15 protein-coding genes are annotated in these 16,614 nt (G+C 70.7%); 9 read left to right on the forward strand and 6 right to left on the reverse strand.

Translation table 11 applies throughout. The annotated features are described in order from the left end of the window. Nucleotides 1-13: 13 nt before the first annotated feature. Entirely contained in the window at nt 14-367 is a 354-nt protein-coding gene (locus tag LG388_RS12945; RefSeq protein ID WP_225783595.1) for a hypothetical protein, read from the forward strand. Here LG388_RS12945 and pgeF read toward each other — a convergent pair. Both pgeF and maiA read right to left on the reverse strand, forming a co-directional pair. After that, nucleotides 296-1,099 (reverse strand): peptidoglycan editing factor PgeF, encoded by an 804-nt coding sequence (gene pgeF / locus LG388_RS12950; RefSeq protein ID WP_225783142.1) that lies wholly within the window; start codon nt 1,097-1,099, stop codon nt 296-298. The two genes, LG388_RS12945 and pgeF, sit on opposite strands and share 72 nt — an antisense overlap. After that, nucleotides 1,086-1,727 carry a maleylacetoacetate isomerase gene (maiA, locus tag LG388_RS12955; RefSeq protein WP_225783143.1) on the reverse strand — a complete coding sequence of 214 codons (642 nt, stop codon included), beginning with the start codon at nt 1,725-1,727 and terminating at the stop codon, nt 1,086-1,088. Before maiA ends, pgeF begins: the two co-directional genes overlap by 14 nt. A gap of 138 nt (nt 1,728-1,865) precedes the next feature. Between maiA and LG388_RS12960 the strand changes: the two genes are divergently transcribed. From LG388_RS12960 to LG388_RS12980, 5 genes are all read left to right on the forward strand, one after another. After that, complete coding sequence (locus LG388_RS12960) at nt 1,866-2,567, forward strand: fumarylacetoacetate hydrolase family protein (protein WP_225783144.1); 702 nt, start codon at nt 1,866-1,868, stop codon at nt 2,565-2,567. Between the two features lie 12 nt (nt 2,568-2,579). After that, nucleotides 2,580-3,128, forward strand: coding sequence for an NUDIX hydrolase (locus LG388_RS12965; protein ID WP_225783145.1), 549 nt, complete (start codon nt 2,580-2,582; stop codon nt 3,126-3,128). Nucleotides 3,129-3,144: 16 nt separating this feature from the next. Then, nucleotides 3,145-3,618, forward strand: coding sequence for a CreA family protein (locus LG388_RS12970; RefSeq protein WP_225783146.1), 474 nt, complete (start codon nt 3,145-3,147; stop codon nt 3,616-3,618). A 16-nt stretch (nt 3,619-3,634) separates the two neighbouring features. Then, nucleotides 3,635-5,398 (forward strand): ABC transporter ATP-binding protein, encoded by a 1,764-nt coding sequence (locus tag LG388_RS12975; protein WP_225783147.1) that lies wholly within the window; start codon nt 3,635-3,637, stop codon nt 5,396-5,398. Nucleotides 5,399-5,610: 212 nt separating this feature from the next. Further along, nucleotides 5,611-6,144, forward strand: a complete 534-nt coding sequence (locus LG388_RS12980; protein WP_370630156.1) for a murein hydrolase activator EnvC — start codon at nt 5,611-5,613, stop codon at nt 6,142-6,144. 82 nt (nt 6,145-6,226) lie between these two features. On the opposite strand, the gene LG388_RS12985 is transcribed toward LG388_RS12980, so the two are convergent. Together LG388_RS12985 and purL are read right to left on the reverse strand one after the other, a co-directional pair. After that, entirely contained in the window at nt 6,227-6,664 is a 438-nt protein-coding gene (locus LG388_RS12985) for a GreA/GreB family elongation factor (protein WP_225783148.1), read from the reverse strand. Nucleotides 6,665-7,133: 469 nt separating this feature from the next. Continuing rightward, nucleotides 7,134-11,192, reverse strand: a complete 4,059-nt coding sequence (purL, locus tag LG388_RS12990; protein ID WP_225783149.1) for a phosphoribosylformylglycinamidine synthase — start codon at nt 11,190-11,192, stop codon at nt 7,134-7,136. 169 nt (nt 11,193-11,361) lie between these two features. On the opposite strand from purL, the gene map reads away from it, so the two are divergent. From map to LG388_RS13005, 3 genes are all read left to right on the forward strand, one after another. After that, complete coding sequence (map, locus tag LG388_RS12995; RefSeq protein ID WP_225783150.1) at nt 11,362-12,186, forward strand: type I methionyl aminopeptidase; 825 nt, start codon at nt 11,362-11,364, stop codon at nt 12,184-12,186. A 31-nt stretch (nt 12,187-12,217) separates the two neighbouring features. After that, the gene (locus LG388_RS13000) at nt 12,218-14,833 is read left to right on the forward strand and encodes a [protein-PII] uridylyltransferase (RefSeq protein WP_225783151.1); all 2,616 of its coding nucleotides are present in this window, start codon (nt 12,218-12,220) and stop codon (nt 14,831-14,833) included. Nucleotides 14,834-14,940: 107 nt separating this feature from the next. After that, nucleotides 14,941-15,336, forward strand: coding sequence for a DoxX family protein (locus tag LG388_RS13005; RefSeq protein ID WP_225783152.1), 396 nt, complete (start codon nt 14,941-14,943; stop codon nt 15,334-15,336). 51 nt (nt 15,337-15,387) lie between these two features. Here the strand turns inward: LG388_RS13005 and def are convergent, their stop codons facing one another. Together def and LG388_RS13015 are read right to left on the reverse strand one after the other, a co-directional pair. Further along, nucleotides 15,388-15,930: a peptide deformylase gene (def, locus tag LG388_RS13010; protein ID WP_225783153.1), complete on the reverse strand. Its 543-nt coding sequence runs from the start codon at nt 15,928-15,930 to the stop codon at nt 15,388-15,390. A 71-nt stretch (nt 15,931-16,001) separates the two neighbouring features. After that, nucleotides 16,002-16,466 carry a hypothetical protein gene (locus LG388_RS13015; protein ID WP_225783617.1) on the reverse strand — a complete coding sequence of 155 codons (465 nt, stop codon included), beginning with the start codon at nt 16,464-16,466 and terminating at the stop codon, nt 16,002-16,004. Nucleotides 16,467-16,614: the final 148 nt, after the last annotated feature.

Genomic DNA, 16,614 nt, shown 5'->3' on the forward strand with positions numbered 1-16,614 from the left:
ACCCGCCGTGTTCATCCATATCATCGTGATCGCCTGGCTGTACGTGGCCCTGATGATGGCCGTGGCCGAAGGCATGAGCACGCAGGGCTCGGTGCTGGGTGCGGTCTTCACCTTCCTGCTCTACGGGGCGCTGCCCATCGCGCTGGTGGTGTACCTGCTGGCCACACCGGCGCGCAAGCGCGCGCGCCGTGCGCGCGAGGCGGCCGAGGCAGCGGCAGCGCGCCAGGCCACCGCCGCGGCGGCCCATGCGGCCCCGCCTGCAGTCGCGCCAGGCGGCGCCTCCAGCCCGGGCGCCTCAGACGCGCCAGACCAGGGCCGCGAAGCGGCCGCTGGCGATGCCGTCGCGCCGGAACGAAAAGAACCGTGAGGGGTTGGCGACGGTGCACCACTCGGTGCCGCCGTCGTTGCCGTGCACCTGCGTCACGCCCAGCGCCCGCAGCCGTTGGCGCGCCAGGGCCGGCAGGTCGGCCAGCCATTTGCCCGGCAGGGCACCGGGCCTGAAGCAGGCCGCTGCGTCGGCCGCATGCGCCTCGAAGGCCTGTTTCACCTCCTCGCCCACCTCGAAGGCCTGCGGGCCGATGCAGGGCCCGAGCCAGGCCATGAGTTCGATCGGCCCCTGCGATCGCGTGGACGGCGCGGGCGGCCCGAAGGATTCGCACAGCCGCTCCAGCACGCCGCCGGCCAGGCCGCGCCAGCCGCAGTGGGCGGCGCCCACGCGCGTGCCGTCCGTGTCGCAGACCAGCACCGGCAGGCAGTCCGCCACCATCACCGTGCAGGCGATGCCCGGCGTCTCGCTCGCGCAGGCATCCGCCTCCAGGCCATCGGGGCTTTGCGCATCCAGGGTGCGCAGCTCGATGCCGTGCACCTGCCGCAGGAACACCGGCCGCGCGCCGGCGGTCATGGCCAATCGGTGCCGGTTGCCGACCACGTGCTCGGCCAGGTCGCCCACGTGGTCGCCCAGGTTCAGGCTGCCGTAGGGCCCCTGCGAGATGCCGCCCGCGCGCGTGGTGCACAGCGCCCGCACGCTGGGCGGCGCGGGCCAGTCGGGCACGATCCAGTCGGCCGCCGCGCCGGGCAGGCCGTCCTCAGGCCTGAGCATCCGGGCACTGCGACGGATGCGCGCGCTGGAAGGCATCCAGCTTCATGCAGGCCTCGAAGGCGGCCATGGTGCGCGTCAGCCCGCTGAAGTCGCAATCGAAGCGCTGCCCGTTGAAGATCTGCGGCACCAGGCAGCAGTCGGCCAGCGTGGGCGTGCTGCCCCAGCAGTAGGTGCTGCCCGCGGGCGACTGCGCGAGCTGGCGTTCGAACGCTTCGAGGCCTTCGCGCACCCAGTGGCGGTACCAGCGGTTCTTGGCCTCTTCGTCGAGCTTGAGCTCCTTGACCAGGTACTTGAGCACGCGCAGGTTGTTGATGGGGTGGATCTCGCAGGCGATGGACTGGGCCAGCGCCCGCACATGGGCGCGCGCCACCGGGTCGCGCGGCAGCAGGGCCGGCTGGGGCTGGATCTCGTCCAGGTATTCGATGATGGCCATCGATTGCGAGAAGCGCTCGCCCTCGTCTTCCAGCAGCGGCACCAGGCGGTCGGCCGACAGTTGCGCGAAGGGGCCGGTGTGATGGTCGCCGCGCGCGATGTGCACTGGGATGTAGTCGAAGGCCAGGCCCTTCAGGTGCAAGGCGATGCGCACGCGAAAGGACGCCGAGGAACGGAAATAATTGTGCAGCTTCATCATGCCCGCGAGCATACGCCGCCCTGCCCCGCAGGCCGCCCACGGGCAGGCGGATGCCACGGGAATGCGCCCTCGCGCGCCCGCGCCCGCCCTCTGGCACACTGCCGGGCTTCTGTCCACTTCCGTTCAGAGCATCCCATGGCTTCGGATTTCGTCTTTGCCCCGCCCCCCGTGGTGTCCGTGCCGGTCGTCGGCCGCAGCGCCCGCTTTCCCGTGCACCGCATCTACTGCGTGGGCCGCAATTACGAGGAGCATGCGAAGGAAATGGGCTTCACCGGCCGCGAGCCGCCCTTCTTCTTCATGAAGCCGGCCGACGCGCTGGTGGTGGTGGATGCGGGCCACACGGGCCAGGTCGCCTACCCCTCCCTGACGAAGAACCTGCACCACGAGATCGAGCTGGTGGTCGCCATCGGCCAGGGTGGCAGGAACATCGCGGCCGCCGACGCGCACCGCCACATCTTCGGCTACGCCGTGGGCCTGGACATGACGCGCCGCGACCTGCAGAACGACATGAAGAAGCAGGGCCGCCCCTGGGACATCGGCAAGGCCTTCGAGCAGAGCGCGCCCATCGGCCCGATCGTGCCGAAGGAAGACGCGGGCGCGGCCGAGCAGGCGGCCATTTCGCTGCAGGTCAACGGCAGCGACCGCCAGCGCAGCACCGTGGGCCAGCTGATCTGGAACGTGGCCGAAACCATCGAGCACCTGTCGGCCGCCTGGGAATTGCAGGCCGGCGACCTGATCTACACCGGCACGCCCGAAGGCGTGGCGGCCGTGGTGGCGGGCGACCTGCTGGTCGGCCAGGTCGAAGGCCTGCCCGCGCTCACCGTGCAGATCGTCTGACCCGGCCCGGCGATGCTCACCCGTTCCCCGATCAAGTACTGCAAGAACTGCGGCACGGCCGTCGTCTACCGCGTGCCCGACGACGGCGACACGCGCGAGCGCGCGGTGTGCCCGGCCTGCCAGACCATCCATTACGAGAACCCGCTGAACGTGGTGGGCACGGTGCCGGTGCTGGGCGACCGGGTGCTGCTGTGCAAGCGCAACATCGAGCCGCGCTGGGGCAAGTGGACGCTGCCGGCCGGCTTCATGGAACTGGGCGAAACCACGGCCGAAGGCGCGGCGCGCGAGACCGACGAGGAAGCCGGCGCCCAGTACGAGATCGGCGAGCTGTTCACCGTCATGAACGTGCCGCGTGTAGGGCAGGTGCACCTGTTCTACCACGCGCGCCTGCTCAGCGACGTCTTCGCACCGGGCCACGAGACCCTCGAGGCGCGGCTCTTCACCGAGGACGAGATCCCCTGGGACGAGATCGCCTTCCGCACCGTGCGCGAGACGCTGGAGCATTTCTTCGCCGACCGGCGGCGCGGCCATTTCGGCGTGCATGCCGTGAACATCCTCTGACGCGGGCGCACCGGCCATGAAACGACGACTGGCCTTGCTGGCCACCCTGGCCGCCGCGGCCTGCAGCAGCGGATCGGCCGAAACCGTGGGCGAGGTGGACACCGCCTTCAAGTTCATCGGCCCCAACCACAAGATCGTGGTCGAGGCCTATGACGACCCGCATGTGAGCGGCGTGACCTGCTACGTCTCGCGCGCACGCACGGGCGGCCTGTCGGGCGCCTTCGGCGTGGCCGAGGACAAGGCCGAGGCCTCCATCGCCTGCCGCCAGGTGGGCCCCATCAGCTTCACGCAAGCGCTGCCGGCGCGCGAAGAGGTGTATGCCGAACGCCAGTCCATCCTCTTCAAGCGCCTGCGCGTGGTGCGCATGGTGGACGCCAGGCGCAACACGCTGATCTACCTGACCTATTCCGACAAGCTGATCGAGGGTTCGCCGCAGAACTCGGTCACGGCCGTGCCGGTGGACCGCGGCACGCCCATCCCGCTGCGGTAGCCGGCGCCCGCCACGCATGAGCAGCACGTCCCCCGGCGCCGCCGTGCGCGAACTCTATGGCGCCCTGTGGCTGCATGCGCAGGGCATGCGCGGCACGCTGGTGGCGGCGATGAGCCTGCTGGGCGGCTCGCAGCTGCTGCGCCTGGCCATGCCCTGGTTCGCGGGCCAGGCCATCAACGCGCTGCAGCGCGGCGACATCGGCGGCTCGGGCCGCTGGATCGGCGGGCTCATGGGCGTGTACCTCCTGTCGTGGATGCTGCACGGGCCCGGCCGCGTGCTGGAGCGCAACGTGGGCGTGCACGTGCGCGAGCGGCTGGGCGACCTGCTGTACGCACGCATCGCGGCCGCCCCGCTGGCCTGGCACAACGCCCACCATTCGGGCGAGCTGCAGCACCGCGTGCACCAGTCCAGCCGCGCGCTGTCGGACTTCGCGCAGAACCAGTTCGTCTACGTGCAAAGCGCGCTGAGCTTCGTCGGTCCGCTGGTCGCGCTGTCGCTGCTGTCCCTGAGCAGCGGCGCGATCGCGATGGTGGGCTACGTGGTGATCGCCTTCATCATCCTGCGCTTCGACCAGGCCCTGATGCGCCTGGCGCGGCAGGAAAACGACGCCGACCGCCGCTACGTGGCCGCCCTGCTCGACTTCGTGGGCAATGCCTCCACAGTGATCGGCCTGCGCCTGCAGGCCGCCTCGCGCACGCTGCTGGGGCGGCGCATGCAGGCCATCTCGGCGCCGCTCAAGCGCGCGGTGGTGGTCAACGAAGGCAAGTGGTTCACGGTCGACCTGCTGGGCCTGGGGCTGAGTTGGGTGCTGGTGGTGCTCTATGTGTGGCAGCAGCTGCGCAGCACCGGTGGCGACGCCCAGGCCGTGCTGCTGGGCACGGTGTTCATGATCTACCAGTACGCGCAGCAGGCGGCCTCGGTGGTGGGCTCGATGGCCGCCAACTTCCAGAGCTTCGCGCGCATGCACACCGACTACGGCAGCGCCGCACCCCTGTGGGCCGCCCCTGGCGACCCGGCCGCGCCCGTGCCCGCCATCGACCGCGGCGCCAACTGGCACACGCTGGAACTGCGCGACGTGCAATGGGGCCATGGCGACGGCAGCCGCGGCGGCCTGCAGGACCTGGCGCTCACGCTGCGGCGCGGTGCGCGGGTGGCGCTGATCGGCCCCAGCGGCGGCGGCAAGAGCACGCTGCTGCGCGCGCTCGCTGGCCTGTACACGCCGCAGCAGGGCACACTGAGCCTGGACGGCCGGGTGCAGGACTGGTCGGCCCTGCGCCGGCTCGCCACGCTGATCCCGCAGGAGGCCGAGGTGTTCGAAGCCAGCGTGCGCGAGAACCTGGGCTTCGGCGAGCCGCACGACGACGCGGCCCTGCAGGCCGCCGCGCAGGTCAGCGCCTTCGACGAGGTGCTGGCCCGCCTGCCGCAGGGCCTGGACACGCCGCTGACCGAGCGCGGCCTGAACCTGTCGGGCGGGCAGCGCCAGCGCCTGGCGCTGGCGCGCGGCGCGCTGGCGGCGCAGGGCAGCTCGCTGCTGCTGCTGGACGAGCCCACGAGCGCGCTGGACCCGGCCACCGAAGCGCGCGTGCTGGCGCGCCTGGATTCGGCCTTCCCCGATGCCTGCCTGGTCGCCTCCATCCACCGCCTGAGCCTGTTGCCCAGCTTCGACACCGTGGTGATCCTGGACGCCGGCCGCATCGTCGATGCCGGGCCGCGCGATGCCGTGATGGCGCGCCAGGTGCCCACGCAGGCCGGCGGCGCGCAAACGGCCGTCCCGCACTGATCGGCGCAGCACGGGCGGCTGGCGCGCCGGCCCGCGCGGCCGCAGCGGCAACAATGCGCGACAGATGCTGCAACCGCGCACAGAACCTTTGCGAGGCCCCGGCCTCCAACGCCCCCATGCCTTCCCTGTTCCCCTTCCCGCTTTCCGCCGCACCCTTCCCCTCTTCCGAGGACTCGACCTCTTCCCCTTCCCGCAGAACATGGATGGCCCGCATGGCCGGTCTGGGCAGCGCCTTGCTGCTGGGCGCCTGCGGCACGACGGATCCCTCACCCGGTCCGGCGGCTCCACCTTCTCCCCGCACTGCGTCCACGCCGCCGCAGGCCTCGTCCAAGCGCCCCGTCCCGCCCGCGCCGGCCCCGGCGCCCGCGCCCGTGGACGCGCGCTTCGGCTGGCCCGCGAAGGGGCCAGTCGTGGGGCGCTTCGACGGCAACCGCAACAAGGGCATCGACATCGGCGGCCAGACGGGCGACCCGATCCTCGCCAGCGCGGACGGCCGCGTGGTCTTCGTGGGCAGCCAGTTGCGCGGCTACGGGCAGATGGTCATCGTCAAGCATGACGACACCTTCATCACGGCCTATGCGCACACCAGCCGCATCCTGGTCAAGGAGAAGGACGACGTGCGCAAGGGCCAGAAGATCGCCGAGATGGGCAGCAGCGGCACTGACCGCGTGAAGCTGCATTTCGAGATCCGCCGCCAGGGCGTGGCGGTGAACCCGCAGCCGTACCTGGACGGGCGCCAGCGCTGACGGCCTCGGGCCGGGGCGGCAGGGGCGTGCTTCTTTGCGCGCGGCGGCTCACACCCCGCATGCGCGCCGCGCCGTCCTTGTCTCAGCGCAGGTAGTCGCCCGCCGCTTCGGGCTGGTACAGCAGGGCCTGCACCACGGCCTGGCGCGGCGCGCCGCCGGGCAGCGTCCATTGCACGGTGCGGCCCACCTGCGCGCCCAGCAGGCTGGCACCCACCGGCGACAGCACCGACACCCGCCCAGCCGAAGGCTGCGCCTGCTCGGGGTAGCACAGCGTCAGCTCCTGCGGCTGCGCACGGCCGGCCTCGGCCAGCAGCACGCGCGAATTCATGGTCACGATGTCGGGGGCGATCTCGCGCGGGTCCACGAGTTCGCTGAGATCCAGCGTGTCGGCCAGCACGTCGCCGGGGTCGGATTGCGTGTCCAGCAGGCGCGTCAGGCGCGCGTGGTCGAGCCGGGTCAGGGTGCGTTCACGCACGGCGGCGGACTGCGGCGTCGCCGCCAGGGCGGGCGAAGGGGTCATGGGGTGTCTCCTGAAAGGAAGCGGCATGCCAGCGGGCGGCTCTGGCGGCGACAGGCCCTGCGGTGCGAATCCGGGCAGGAACCTGTGCGCACTCCCGCGGCGGCCCTGGGGGCCCGGCGATCAGGGAATGCGCTATGAGAAAGGAAGAGGAAGGACCGCCGGGCTCAGAAGGTGCGAACCGCATCCTGGCCGCGGAGCCCGGGGGTTCGCAGGATCACCCACGCACGCGCAACCCGGTGCAGCGCGCACAGGGGCAAGGCGATGGGACGGGCGGGGACCGCGAACATGGCCCTGAGTCTATAGGCAGCGGCGGCCCCTGCCGCGATGGCCTTACGGCGCCTGCCAGATTGCCGGGCCCTTCGCACGCCCGCGTGCGAAAGGGTGTGGGCGTGGGATGGGCGGCCGCAGCGGCAGCGCCGCCGATGCGCGCTGCCCCGCCCGCCCCGGGGAAAGAAGGTCCTCGCGCCCGTCAGCCGACCCAGCGGCGCGCATTGCGCCACAGGCGCATCCACGGGCTCAGCGCGCTCTTGTCGCCCGAGGTCCAGCTCATCTGCACGTTGCGGAACACGCGCTCCGGATGCGGCATCATCGCCGTGAAGCGGCCGTCGGCCGTGGTCACGGCCGTCAGGCCGCCCGCGCTGCCGTTCGGGTTGAAGGGGTAGCGCTCGGTGGGCTGGCCCGCGTGGTCCACGAAACGCAGGGCGGCGATCGCCTTCGCCGCATCGCCGCGGTGGCGGAAGTTGGCATAGCCCTCGCCGTGCGCCACGGCGATGGGCAGGCGGCTGCCCGCCATGCCCTGGAAGAACAGGCTGGGCGATTCGAGCACCTCGACCTGCGACAGCCGCGCCTCGAAGCGTTCGCTCTGGTTGGTGGTGAAGCGCGGCCAGTCCTGCGCGCCGGGGATGATGTCGGCCAGCTCGGCGAACATCTGGCAGCCGTTGCACACGCCCAGGCCAAAGGTGTCGGTGCGCGCGAAGAAGGCCTGGAACTGCGCCGACAACACCGGGTTGAAGGTGATGCTGCGCGCCCAGCCGATGCCCGCGCCCAGCGTGTCGCCATAGCTGAAGCCGCCACAGGCCACCACGCCCTTGAACTGCGCGAGATCGGCGCGGCCGGCCTGCAGGTCGGTCATGTGCACGTCATAGGCCTCGAAGCCGGCCTCGGCGAAGGCGTAGGCCATCTCGATGTGCGAGTTGACGCCCTGCTCGCGCAGAATCGCGACCTTCGGGCGCGCGAGGTTCAGGAAGGGCGCGGCCACGTCCTCTTCGGCGCCCGGCGCCAGATGCACGTGCAGGCCGGTGTCGGCCGGGTCGCCGGCGGCGGCATGCTCGCTGTCGGCGCAGTCGGGGTTGTCGCGCTCGCGGCAGATCTTCCAGCTCACGCTGTCCCAGACCTGGTGCAGGTCCGACAGGCTGGCGCTGAACACCGCCTTGGTGTCGCGCCACACTTCCAGCTTGCCCTTGCCCACGTCGATGGCGGAGCTCTGCGGGCGCGTCTTGCCCACGAAGTGGCTGAAGGCCGAAAGGCCGTGCGCGCGCAGGGTCTGCATCACGTCATTGCGCTCGGCGGTGCGCACCTGCAGCAGCAGGCCCAGCTCTTCGCTGAACAGCGCCTTGAGCGTGAGCTCCTCGCGGCGGCCGCTGACCTGCTGCGCCCAGTTCTTGGCGTCGCCGGTTTCCATCCGGCTGTCGGAGATGCCGTCGCCTTCGGTCACCAGCAGGTCGACGTTGAGCGACACGCCCACATGGCCCGCGAAGGCCATTTCGGCCGCCGTCACGAACAGGCCGCCGTCGCTGCGGTCGTGCAGCGCCAGGATCCGGCCGTCGGCACGCAGCTGGTTCACGGCATCGACCAGCTTCACGAGCAGTTGCGGATCGTCCAGGTCGGGCACGGTGTCCCCGGTCTGGCCCAGCGTCTGCGCCAGGATGCTGCCGCCCATCCGGTGCTGGCCGCGGCCCAGATCGATGAGCACCAGCGTCGTGTCTTCTTCCTGCGCGTCCAGCTGCGGCGTGAGCGTGCCCCGCACGTCGTCCAGGGTGGCGAAGGCGCTCACGATCAGGCTCACGGGCGAGCTGACCTTCTTCGTCTCGTCGCCTTCCTTCCATTGCGTGCGCATGGACAGCGAATCCTTGCCCACCGGGATGGACACGCCCAGCGCCGGGCACAGTTCCATGCCCACGGCCTTCACGGTTTCGTACAGGGCCGCATCCTCGCCCGGCTCGCCGCAGGCCGCCATCCAGTTGGCCGACAGTTTCACGCGCTTCAGGTCGATGGGCGCGGCCAGCAGGTTGGTGATGGCTTCGGCCACCGCCATGCGGCCCGAGGCCGGCGCGTCCATGGCGGCCAGCGGCGTGCGCTCGCCCATGCTCATGGCCTCGCCGGCGAAGCCCTTGAAGTCGGCCAGCGTCACGGCGCAGTCGGCCACCGGCACCTGCCAGGGGCCGACCATCTGGTCGCGGTGGCTCAGGCCGCCCACGGTGCGGTCGCCGATGGTGACCAGGAAGCGTTTGGAGGCCACCGTGGGATGCGAAAGCACGTCGATGGCGGCCTTCTGCAGCTCAACGCCCGTGAGCTCCAGCGGTTTGAACTGGCGCGCGACGGACTTCACGTCGCGGTGCATCTTGGGCGGCTTGCCCAGCAGCACGTCCATGGGCATGTCCACGGGCTGGTTGGCCGCGTCGGCGGTGGCGTCGACCACCTGGAGCTGGCGCTCCTCGGTCGCCACGCCCACCACCGCGAAGGGGCAGCGCTCGCGCTCGCAGAAGGCGCGAAAGCGCTCCAGCGATTCGGGCGCGATGGCCAGCACGTAGCGTTCCTGGCTTTCGTTGCTCCAGATTTCCTTGGGCGCCAGGCCCGACTCTTCGAGCGGCACGGCGCGCAGGTCGAAGCGCGCGCCGCGGCCGGCGTCGTTGGTCAGTTCGGGGAAGGCGTTCGACAGGCCGCCCGCGCCCACGTCGTGGATGGCCAGGATCGGGTTGGCCGCGCCCTGCTGCCAGCAGTGGTTGATGACCTCCTGCGCCCGGCGTTCGATCTCGGGGTTGCCGCGCTGCACCGAATCGAAGTCCAGTTCGGCCGCATTGGCGCCGGTGGCCATGGAGCTGGCCGCGCCGCCGCCCATGCCGATGCGCATGCCCGGGCCGCCCAGCTGGATCAGCAGCGTGCCGGCGGGGAACGGGATCTTCTTCGTCTGGATGGCGTCGATCTGCCCCAGGCCGCCCGCGATCATGATGGGCTTGTGGTAGCCGCGCTGCAGCACGTCCACGTCGCTTTCGACGCGCTGCTCGTACTCGCGGAAGTAGCCCAGGAGGTTCGGCCGGCCGAACTCGTTGTTGAAGGCCGCGCCGCCCAGCGGGCCCTCGGTCATGATCTGCAGCGGGCTGGCGATGTGCGCCGGCTTGCCGTAGGTGCCCTGGCCGGTGGCCGCATCGGGCCACAGCTTGGACACGGTGAAGCCCGTGAGGCCCGCCTTGGGCCGGGAGCCGCGGCCGGTCGCGCCTTCGTCGCGGATCTCGCCGCCCGCACCCGTGGACGCGCCCGGGAAAGGCGAGATCGCCGTCGGGTGGTTGTGCGTCTCGACCTTCATCAGCACGTGGTGCAGGGCCTCGTCCTTGGCGTAGGCGGGCGACGCGGCGGCGTCGCCGGCGCGCGCCACGAAGCGCTCGATGCGCGAGCCTTCCATCACCGAGGCGTTGTCCGCATAGGCGATCACCGTGTGCTGCGGGTTCGCCTGGTGCGTGTGGCGGATCATGCCGAACAGGCTCTTGTCCTGGCGCACGCCATCGATGCTGAAGTCCGCGTTGAAGATCTTGTGGCGGCAGTGCTCGCTGTTGGCCTGCGCGAACATCATCAGTTCCACGTCGGTCGGGTTGCGGCCCAGCTTGGTGAAAGCGTCGACCAGGTAGTCGATCTCGTCGTCGGCCAGCGCCAGGCCGAAGCCGGTGTTGGCGGCTTCCAGCGCCGCGCGGCCACCGCCCAGCACGTCCACATGCGCCATGGGCTGCGGCGCGAGTTCGGAGAACAGCGCGGCCGCGCCGTCCAGGCCCGGCAGCACGGACTCGGTCATTCGGTCGTGCAGCAGCGCGGCGATGGCGGCCAACTGGTCGGCGTCCAGCGTGTCGGCCTTGCCCCGCACCTTGTCGAGCAGCGCCGGCCTGGCCTGGATGAAGAACTGCGTCACGCGCTCCACGCGGCGCAGCGCGATGCCGCAGTTGCGGGCGATGTCCGTCGCTTTGGAAGCCCAGGGCGACACGGTGCCCAGGCGCGGCGTGACCACCAGCGTGCCAGCCGCCGCAGCCGGCGCGGTGAAGGGCTCGCCATAGCTCAGCAGCGCTGCCAGGCGCTCGCGCGCGGCGGCATCGGGCTGGCCCTCGGTCAGCACCAGGTGCACATGGCGCGCGCTCAGGCCCTCGATCCTCGGCGCGATGGCCTGCAGGCGCGGCAGCAACTGGCGGGCGCGGAAATCGCTGAGCGCCGAGGCACCCTCGAACAAGGTCACGACAGGGGCGGCGGAGGAGGCAGACTGCGTCACGGTGGTGGGGCCTGGGGCCGGCAGCAAGGGTGGGAAAGGCGGGAGGGAAGGCGCCAGGGCCGCCGCTGACTGGGGCGGTCCGGGGAAACCCGCAATTCTAGTGCCGGGCCTGTGGGCGCAGGCGGCGCGCGCAGCGCCGCCCGGGGGGCCGATGGGATAATCCGGCGCCATGAGCATCACCTACCACGATCCCGCAAGCCTCGACGACATGCGCCAGGCCTGCCGGTTCGCCTCCGAGGTTCTGGACTACCTGACGCCCTTCATCCAGCCCGGCATCACCACGAACGAAATCGATCGCCTGGCCGCCGAATACATGGTCAAGCAGGGCACCACCTCGGCCACCGTGGGCTACCAGGGATCGGGCAGCGTGCCCTTCCCCAAGTCGCTGTGCACCTCGGTCAACCACGTGGTCTGCCACGGCATCCCCGACGACAAGCCCCTGAAGAAGGGCGACATCATGAACATCGATGTCACCGTGGTCTACAAGGGCTGGTTCGGCGACAACAGCCGCATGTTCATCGTCGGCGACGCGTCCATCGCCGCCAAGCGCCTGTGCCAGATCACCTTCGAAGCCATGTGGCTGGGCATCCAGCAGGTCAAGCCCGGTGCGCACCTGGGCGACGTGGGCCATGCGATCCAGAAGTTCGCCGAGGGCAACGGCTATTCGGTCGTGCGCGAGTTCTGCGGGCATGGCGTGGGCCGCCGCTTCCACGAAGAGCCGCAGGTGCTGCACTACGGGCGCCCGGGCACGCTGGAGGAGCTCAGGCCCGGCATGATCTTCACCATCGAGCCCATGATCAACGCCGGCAAGCGCGACATCAAGGAAGACCACCGCGGCGGCAAGTACGACGGCTGGACCATCGTCACGCGCGACCGCTCGCTGTCAGCGCAGTGGGAGCACACGGTGCTGGTGACCGAGACGGGCTACGAGGTGCTGACGCTGTCCGACGGCAGCCCGCCGCTGCCCTCCTTCGTGACGGCCACCCGGACCTGAAGGCGCGCATCGCCCGCCGCCGCGCGCCTGCATGGCCTTCTCCGTCGTGATCGACCTGCCTGCCACCCTGCGCGAGGGGATGCGCGCCCGCAAGAGCGCCATCTTCGAGCGCCTTCGCGCGCCCGGGGCCGTGCGCAACGTGCGCAGTGTGCTGCGCGAGCTGGCCGGGCTGGCCGACGACGCGCTGCGCCGCCTGTGGCAGGCCGCTGATTTCGGCAGTGAGCTGGCCCTCGTGGCCGTGGGCGGCTACGGCCGCGGCGAGCTCTTTCCGTATTCCGACGTGGACGTGCTGCTGCTCTTGCCCACGCCGGCACACGGGCAGGAGGGCATGGCCGCCGCGCGGCTGGAAGCCTTCATCGGCCAGTGCTGGGACGCCGGGCTGGAGATTGGCTCCAGCGTGCGCACCATCGACGAATGCCTGGCCGAAGCGGCCAAGGACGTGACGGTGCAGACCGCGCTGCTGGAGGCGCGCTGGCTGTGCGGCGACAAGCGCCTGTTCGCGCGGTTCCGCGAGCGTTTCACCGGGTCGCTGGATCCGCGCGCCTTCTTCGCCGCCAAATCGCAGGAGATGCGCCACCGGCACCAGAAGCACGACGACACGCCCTACGCGCTGGAGCCCAACTGCAAGGAATCTCCCGGCGGCCTGCGCGACCTGCACACGGTGCGCTGGATGGCGCAGGCCGCCGGCTTCGGCCACCGCTGGGAAGACTATGCGCGCAACGGCTTGGCCACGCCTTTCGAGGTGCAGCAGCTCAAGCGCAACGAGGCCACGCTCTCGCTGATCCGCGCCCGCCTGCACGTGCTGGCGAACCGGCGCGAGGACCGGCTGGTCTTCGATCTGCAGACCGCCGTGGCCGCCAGCTTCGGCTATGTCGGCATGTCGCAGCGCAAGGCCAGCGAAACGCTGATGCGCCGCTACTACTGGGCCGCCAAGGCGGTGTCGCAGCTCACCGAGATCCTGCTGCTCAACATCTCCGAACGCCTGCACCCGCAGGCCGCCGAGCGCACGCCCATCAACGAACGCTTCTTCGAGAAGGGCGGCACCATCGAGGTCGCGAGCGACGACCTCTACGAGCGCGAGCCGCACGCGATCCTCGAGACCTTCCTGCTCTACCAGAAGACCATCGGCGTCAACGGCCTGTCGGTGCGCACGCTGCGCGCGCTCTACAACGCGCGGCACGCGATGGACGTGCGCTTCTCGAAGGACCCGGCCAACCACGCGACCTTCATGCGCATGCTCAAGGAGCCGCGCGGCATCACGCACGCGATGCGGCTGATGAACCGCACCTCGGTGCTGGGCCGCTACCTGCGCGTGTTCCGCCGCATCGTCGGCCAGATGCAGCACGACCTGTTCCACGTCTACACGGTGGACCAGCACATCCTGATGGTGCTGCGCAACGTGCGCCGCTTCTTCATCGCCGAGCACGCGCACGAATACCCCTTCTGCTCGCAGCTGGCGGCCGGCTGGGACAAGCCCTGGCTGCTGTACGTGGCCGCCCTCTTCCACGACATCGCCAAGGGCCGCGGCGGCGACCATTCCGAACTGGGCGCGCGCGAGGTGCGGCGCTTTTGCCAGCAGCACGGCATCGAGCGAGACGATGCGAAGCTGATCGAGTTCCTGGTCGCCGAGCACCTGGTGATGAGCACCGTGGCGCAGAAACAGGACCTGTCGGACCCCGAGGTCATCGCCGCCTTCGCGCGGCGCGTGGGCAACGAACGCTACCTGACGGCGCTGTACCTGCTCACCGTCGCCGACATCCGCGGCACCTCGCCGCGGGTGTGGAACGCCTGGAAGGGCAAGCTGCTGGAAGACCTGTATCGCGCCACCGCGCGCGCGCTGGGCGGACGCATGCCCGACGCCGGCGCCGTGATCGAGGCGCGCAAGCGCGAAGCGCTGATCGAACTCCAGCTCAACGCCCTGCCCTTCGAGGCGCAGAAGGCGCTGTGGGACACGCTGGACGTCAGCTACTTCATGCGCCATGACGCGGGCGAGATCGCCTGGCATGCCAAGAAGCTCTCTCGCTTCGTGCCCGCGGCCGGCGTGCCGGTGGACCCGCACGCAGCGCCCATCGTGCGCGCACGGCTGTCGCCGGTGGGCGAAGGGCTGCAGGTGGTGGTCTACACCCCCGATCAGCCCGACCTGTTCGCGCGCATCTGCGGCTATTTCGACCAGGCCTCCTTCAGCATCCTGGATGCGCGCGTGCACACGGCCAGCAACGGCTATGCGCTGGACACCTTCCAGGTCGTGACCACCTTCCTGGCCGAGCATTACCGCGAGCTGATCGCGATGGTGGAGGCGGACCTCACGCAGACCCTCAGCCACCAGGGCGAGCTGCCAGCGCCGGGGCGCGGCCGCGTGTCGCGCCGCGTGCGCAGCTTCCCCATCGAGCCGCGCGTGAGCCTCACGCCCGACGAGAAGGCGCAGCGATGGCTGCTCAGCATTTCCGCCAGCGACCGCGTGGGCCTGCTCTACAGCGTGGCCCGCGTGCTGGCGCGGCATCACCTCAACCTGCAACTGGCCAAGGTCTCGACCCTGGGCGAGCGCGTGGAAGACAGCTTCCTCATCAGCGGCGCCGAGCTGCAGGGCCAGCGCGCGCAGCTGCAGATCGAGACCGAATTGCGCGAAGCGGTGCGCGCACCCGCCTGAGCCGAGGGCCGCGCCGGCCGGGCGCTTGAACCGCCAGGAAACGATTCGCAATAATTGGCTAACATGCCGGCCTCTCCACCTGGCGCCCGCAAGGGCCTTCGTTCCTCATGACCCGTTCCGACGATCTTGGCAAGCTGGTCCTGCGCGTGGCGCTTGGCGTTCTCATCCTGCTCCACGGCATTGCCAAGCTCGGCAAGGGCGTGGACGGCATCGGCAACATGCTGGCCGGACAGGGTCTGCCGGCCATCCTGGCCTATGGCGTGTACCTGGGCGAGATCGTGGCCCCGGCACTGATCATCATCGGCCTGTTCACCCGGCCGGCGGCCTGGGTCATCGCCATCAACATGGTGGTCGCGATCTGGCTCGTGCACATGAAGCAGCTCGGCGTACTGACGGACAACGGCGGCTGGGCGCTGGAACTGCAGGGCATGTTCCTGTTCGCCGCCGTGGCCGTGGGCTTCCTCGGCGGCGGCCGCATCGGCGTGGGCGGACGCTTCAACTGAACCCGTCCGCCGGCGCGGCGGGCAGCGGCGGCACAGCCCCGCGGTGCGCGTTCAGTCGTCGTCGTCCGTCGCGTCGAGGCCGGGGAACAGCACCTCGGTGAAGCCGAAGCGCGTGAAATCGCGCACGCGCATGGGGTACAGCTTGCCCAGCAGGTGGTCCACCTCGTGCTGCACCACGCGGGCGTGGAAGCCCTCCGCTTCACGCGCGATGGGATCGCCATAGGGATCGAAGCCCGTGTAGCGCACGCGCGCCCAGCGCGGCACCACGCCGCGCAGGCCGGGTACCGACAGGCAGCCCTCCCAGCCCTCTTCCTCGTCGTCGCCCAGCGGCGTGACGACCGGGTTGACCAGCACCGTGCGCGGGACCACGGGCGCATCGGGGTAGCGCGGGTTGGGCATGCCGGTGCCGAAGATCACCACCTGCAGATCGACACCGATCTGCGGCGCGGCGAGGCCCGCACCGTTCACGGCCTGCATGGTTTCGAACATGTCCCGCACCAGCAGGTGCAGCGCATCGCTGTCGAACCCGGTCACCGGCCGGGCCACACGCAGCAGGCGCGGATCGCCCATCTTCAGAATTTCGCGGATCGTCATGGTGCGATTTTGCGCGGCCGCGCCGGCGGCCGCTTCCAGCGCGCAGGAGCGGCAGGTGCGGTAGCAGCGACTCAGGGCCTGTCGCCCAGCGGCACCGGCGTGGTTTCGAGCACGCTGCCCGAAGGCAGGCCCGGAATGCGCTGGCCCTGCCGGATGCGCGGCTGGCCCGGCTGCGGCGGCTGGGCGCCGGGGCGGTGCCAGCCGCCGGGCGGGCGGCCGTCATATCCCGGTCCGGCGGGTACCGGGACGGGCACAGGCACCGGCACCACGGCGCGCGGCGGCGGGCGGCGGTAGCCGCCGTCCCAGCGCCGGTCATAGCCAGGCCGGCCGTAGTAGTAGCCCGGCGGGTAGCTGCGATAGCCCGGGCCCGAATAGACGTCGATGTCGACCTGCGCCGGGACGCCGTAGCCATAGCCGCCATAGTCGTACGGATAGTCGTCGTAGCCGACCGGGCCGGTCGCCACGCAACCGCCCAGCAGGGCGAGCGCGCCCAGCGCCCCGGCGAAACCGGTGAGGCGGCGATGCGATGCGTTCATGGCGACTCCTTGTATGTCCTGAACCTTCAACGGCATTGGAATGCACGCGTTGACCCTGAGATCCCGGTGGAAGGTAAAGCCGGGTAAAGCTGGCGTGAAAGCTGTACGCGGCCCCAGCGCGACCCGTCCTGCCGAACCTGGGCAGCCG

Source organism: Xenophilus sp. Marseille-Q4582 (assembly GCF_916700565.1).
Lineage (GTDB): Bacteria > Pseudomonadota > Gammaproteobacteria > Burkholderiales > Burkholderiaceae_C > Xenophilus.

Bases quoted from the DNA above. Each gene is read 5' to 3' on its own strand.
- LG388_RS12985 (WP_225783148.1), bottom strand. From the start codon at position 6,664: ATGACCCCTTCGCCCGCCCTGGCGGCGACGCCGCAGTCCGCCGCCGTG.
- LG388_RS13000 (WP_225783151.1), top strand. From the start codon at position 12,218: ATGGCCTTCTCCGTCGTGATCGACCTGCCTGCCACCCTGCGCGAGGGG.
- LG388_RS12960 (WP_225783144.1), top strand. From the start codon at position 1,866: ATGGCTTCGGATTTCGTCTTTGCCCCGCCCCCCGTGGTGTCCGTGCCG.
- LG388_RS12970 (WP_225783146.1), top strand. From the start codon at position 3,145: ATGAAACGACGACTGGCCTTGCTGGCCACCCTGGCCGCCGCGGCCTGC.
- map (WP_225783150.1), top strand. From the start codon at position 11,362: ATGAGCATCACCTACCACGATCCCGCAAGCCTCGACGACATGCGCCAG.
- maiA (WP_225783143.1), bottom strand. From the start codon at position 1,727: ATGAAGCTGCACAATTATTTCCGTTCCTCGGCGTCCTTTCGCGTGCGC.
- LG388_RS13015 (WP_225783617.1), bottom strand. From the start codon at position 16,466: ATGAACGCATCGCATCGCCGCCTCACCGGTTTCGCCGGGGCGCTGGGC.
- LG388_RS12980 (WP_370630156.1), top strand. From the start codon at position 5,611: ATGGCCGGTCTGGGCAGCGCCTTGCTGCTGGGCGCCTGCGGCACGACG.
- def (WP_225783153.1), bottom strand. From the start codon at position 15,930: ATGACGATCCGCGAAATTCTGAAGATGGGCGATCCGCGCCTGCTGCGT.
- LG388_RS12965 (WP_225783145.1), top strand. From the start codon at position 2,580: ATGCTCACCCGTTCCCCGATCAAGTACTGCAAGAACTGCGGCACGGCC.
- pgeF (WP_225783142.1), bottom strand. From the start codon at position 1,099: ATGCTCAGGCCTGAGGACGGCCTGCCCGGCGCGGCGGCCGACTGGATC.
- LG388_RS12975 (WP_225783147.1), top strand. From the start codon at position 3,635: ATGAGCAGCACGTCCCCCGGCGCCGCCGTGCGCGAACTCTATGGCGCC.
- LG388_RS13005 (WP_225783152.1), top strand. From the start codon at position 14,941: ATGACCCGTTCCGACGATCTTGGCAAGCTGGTCCTGCGCGTGGCGCTT.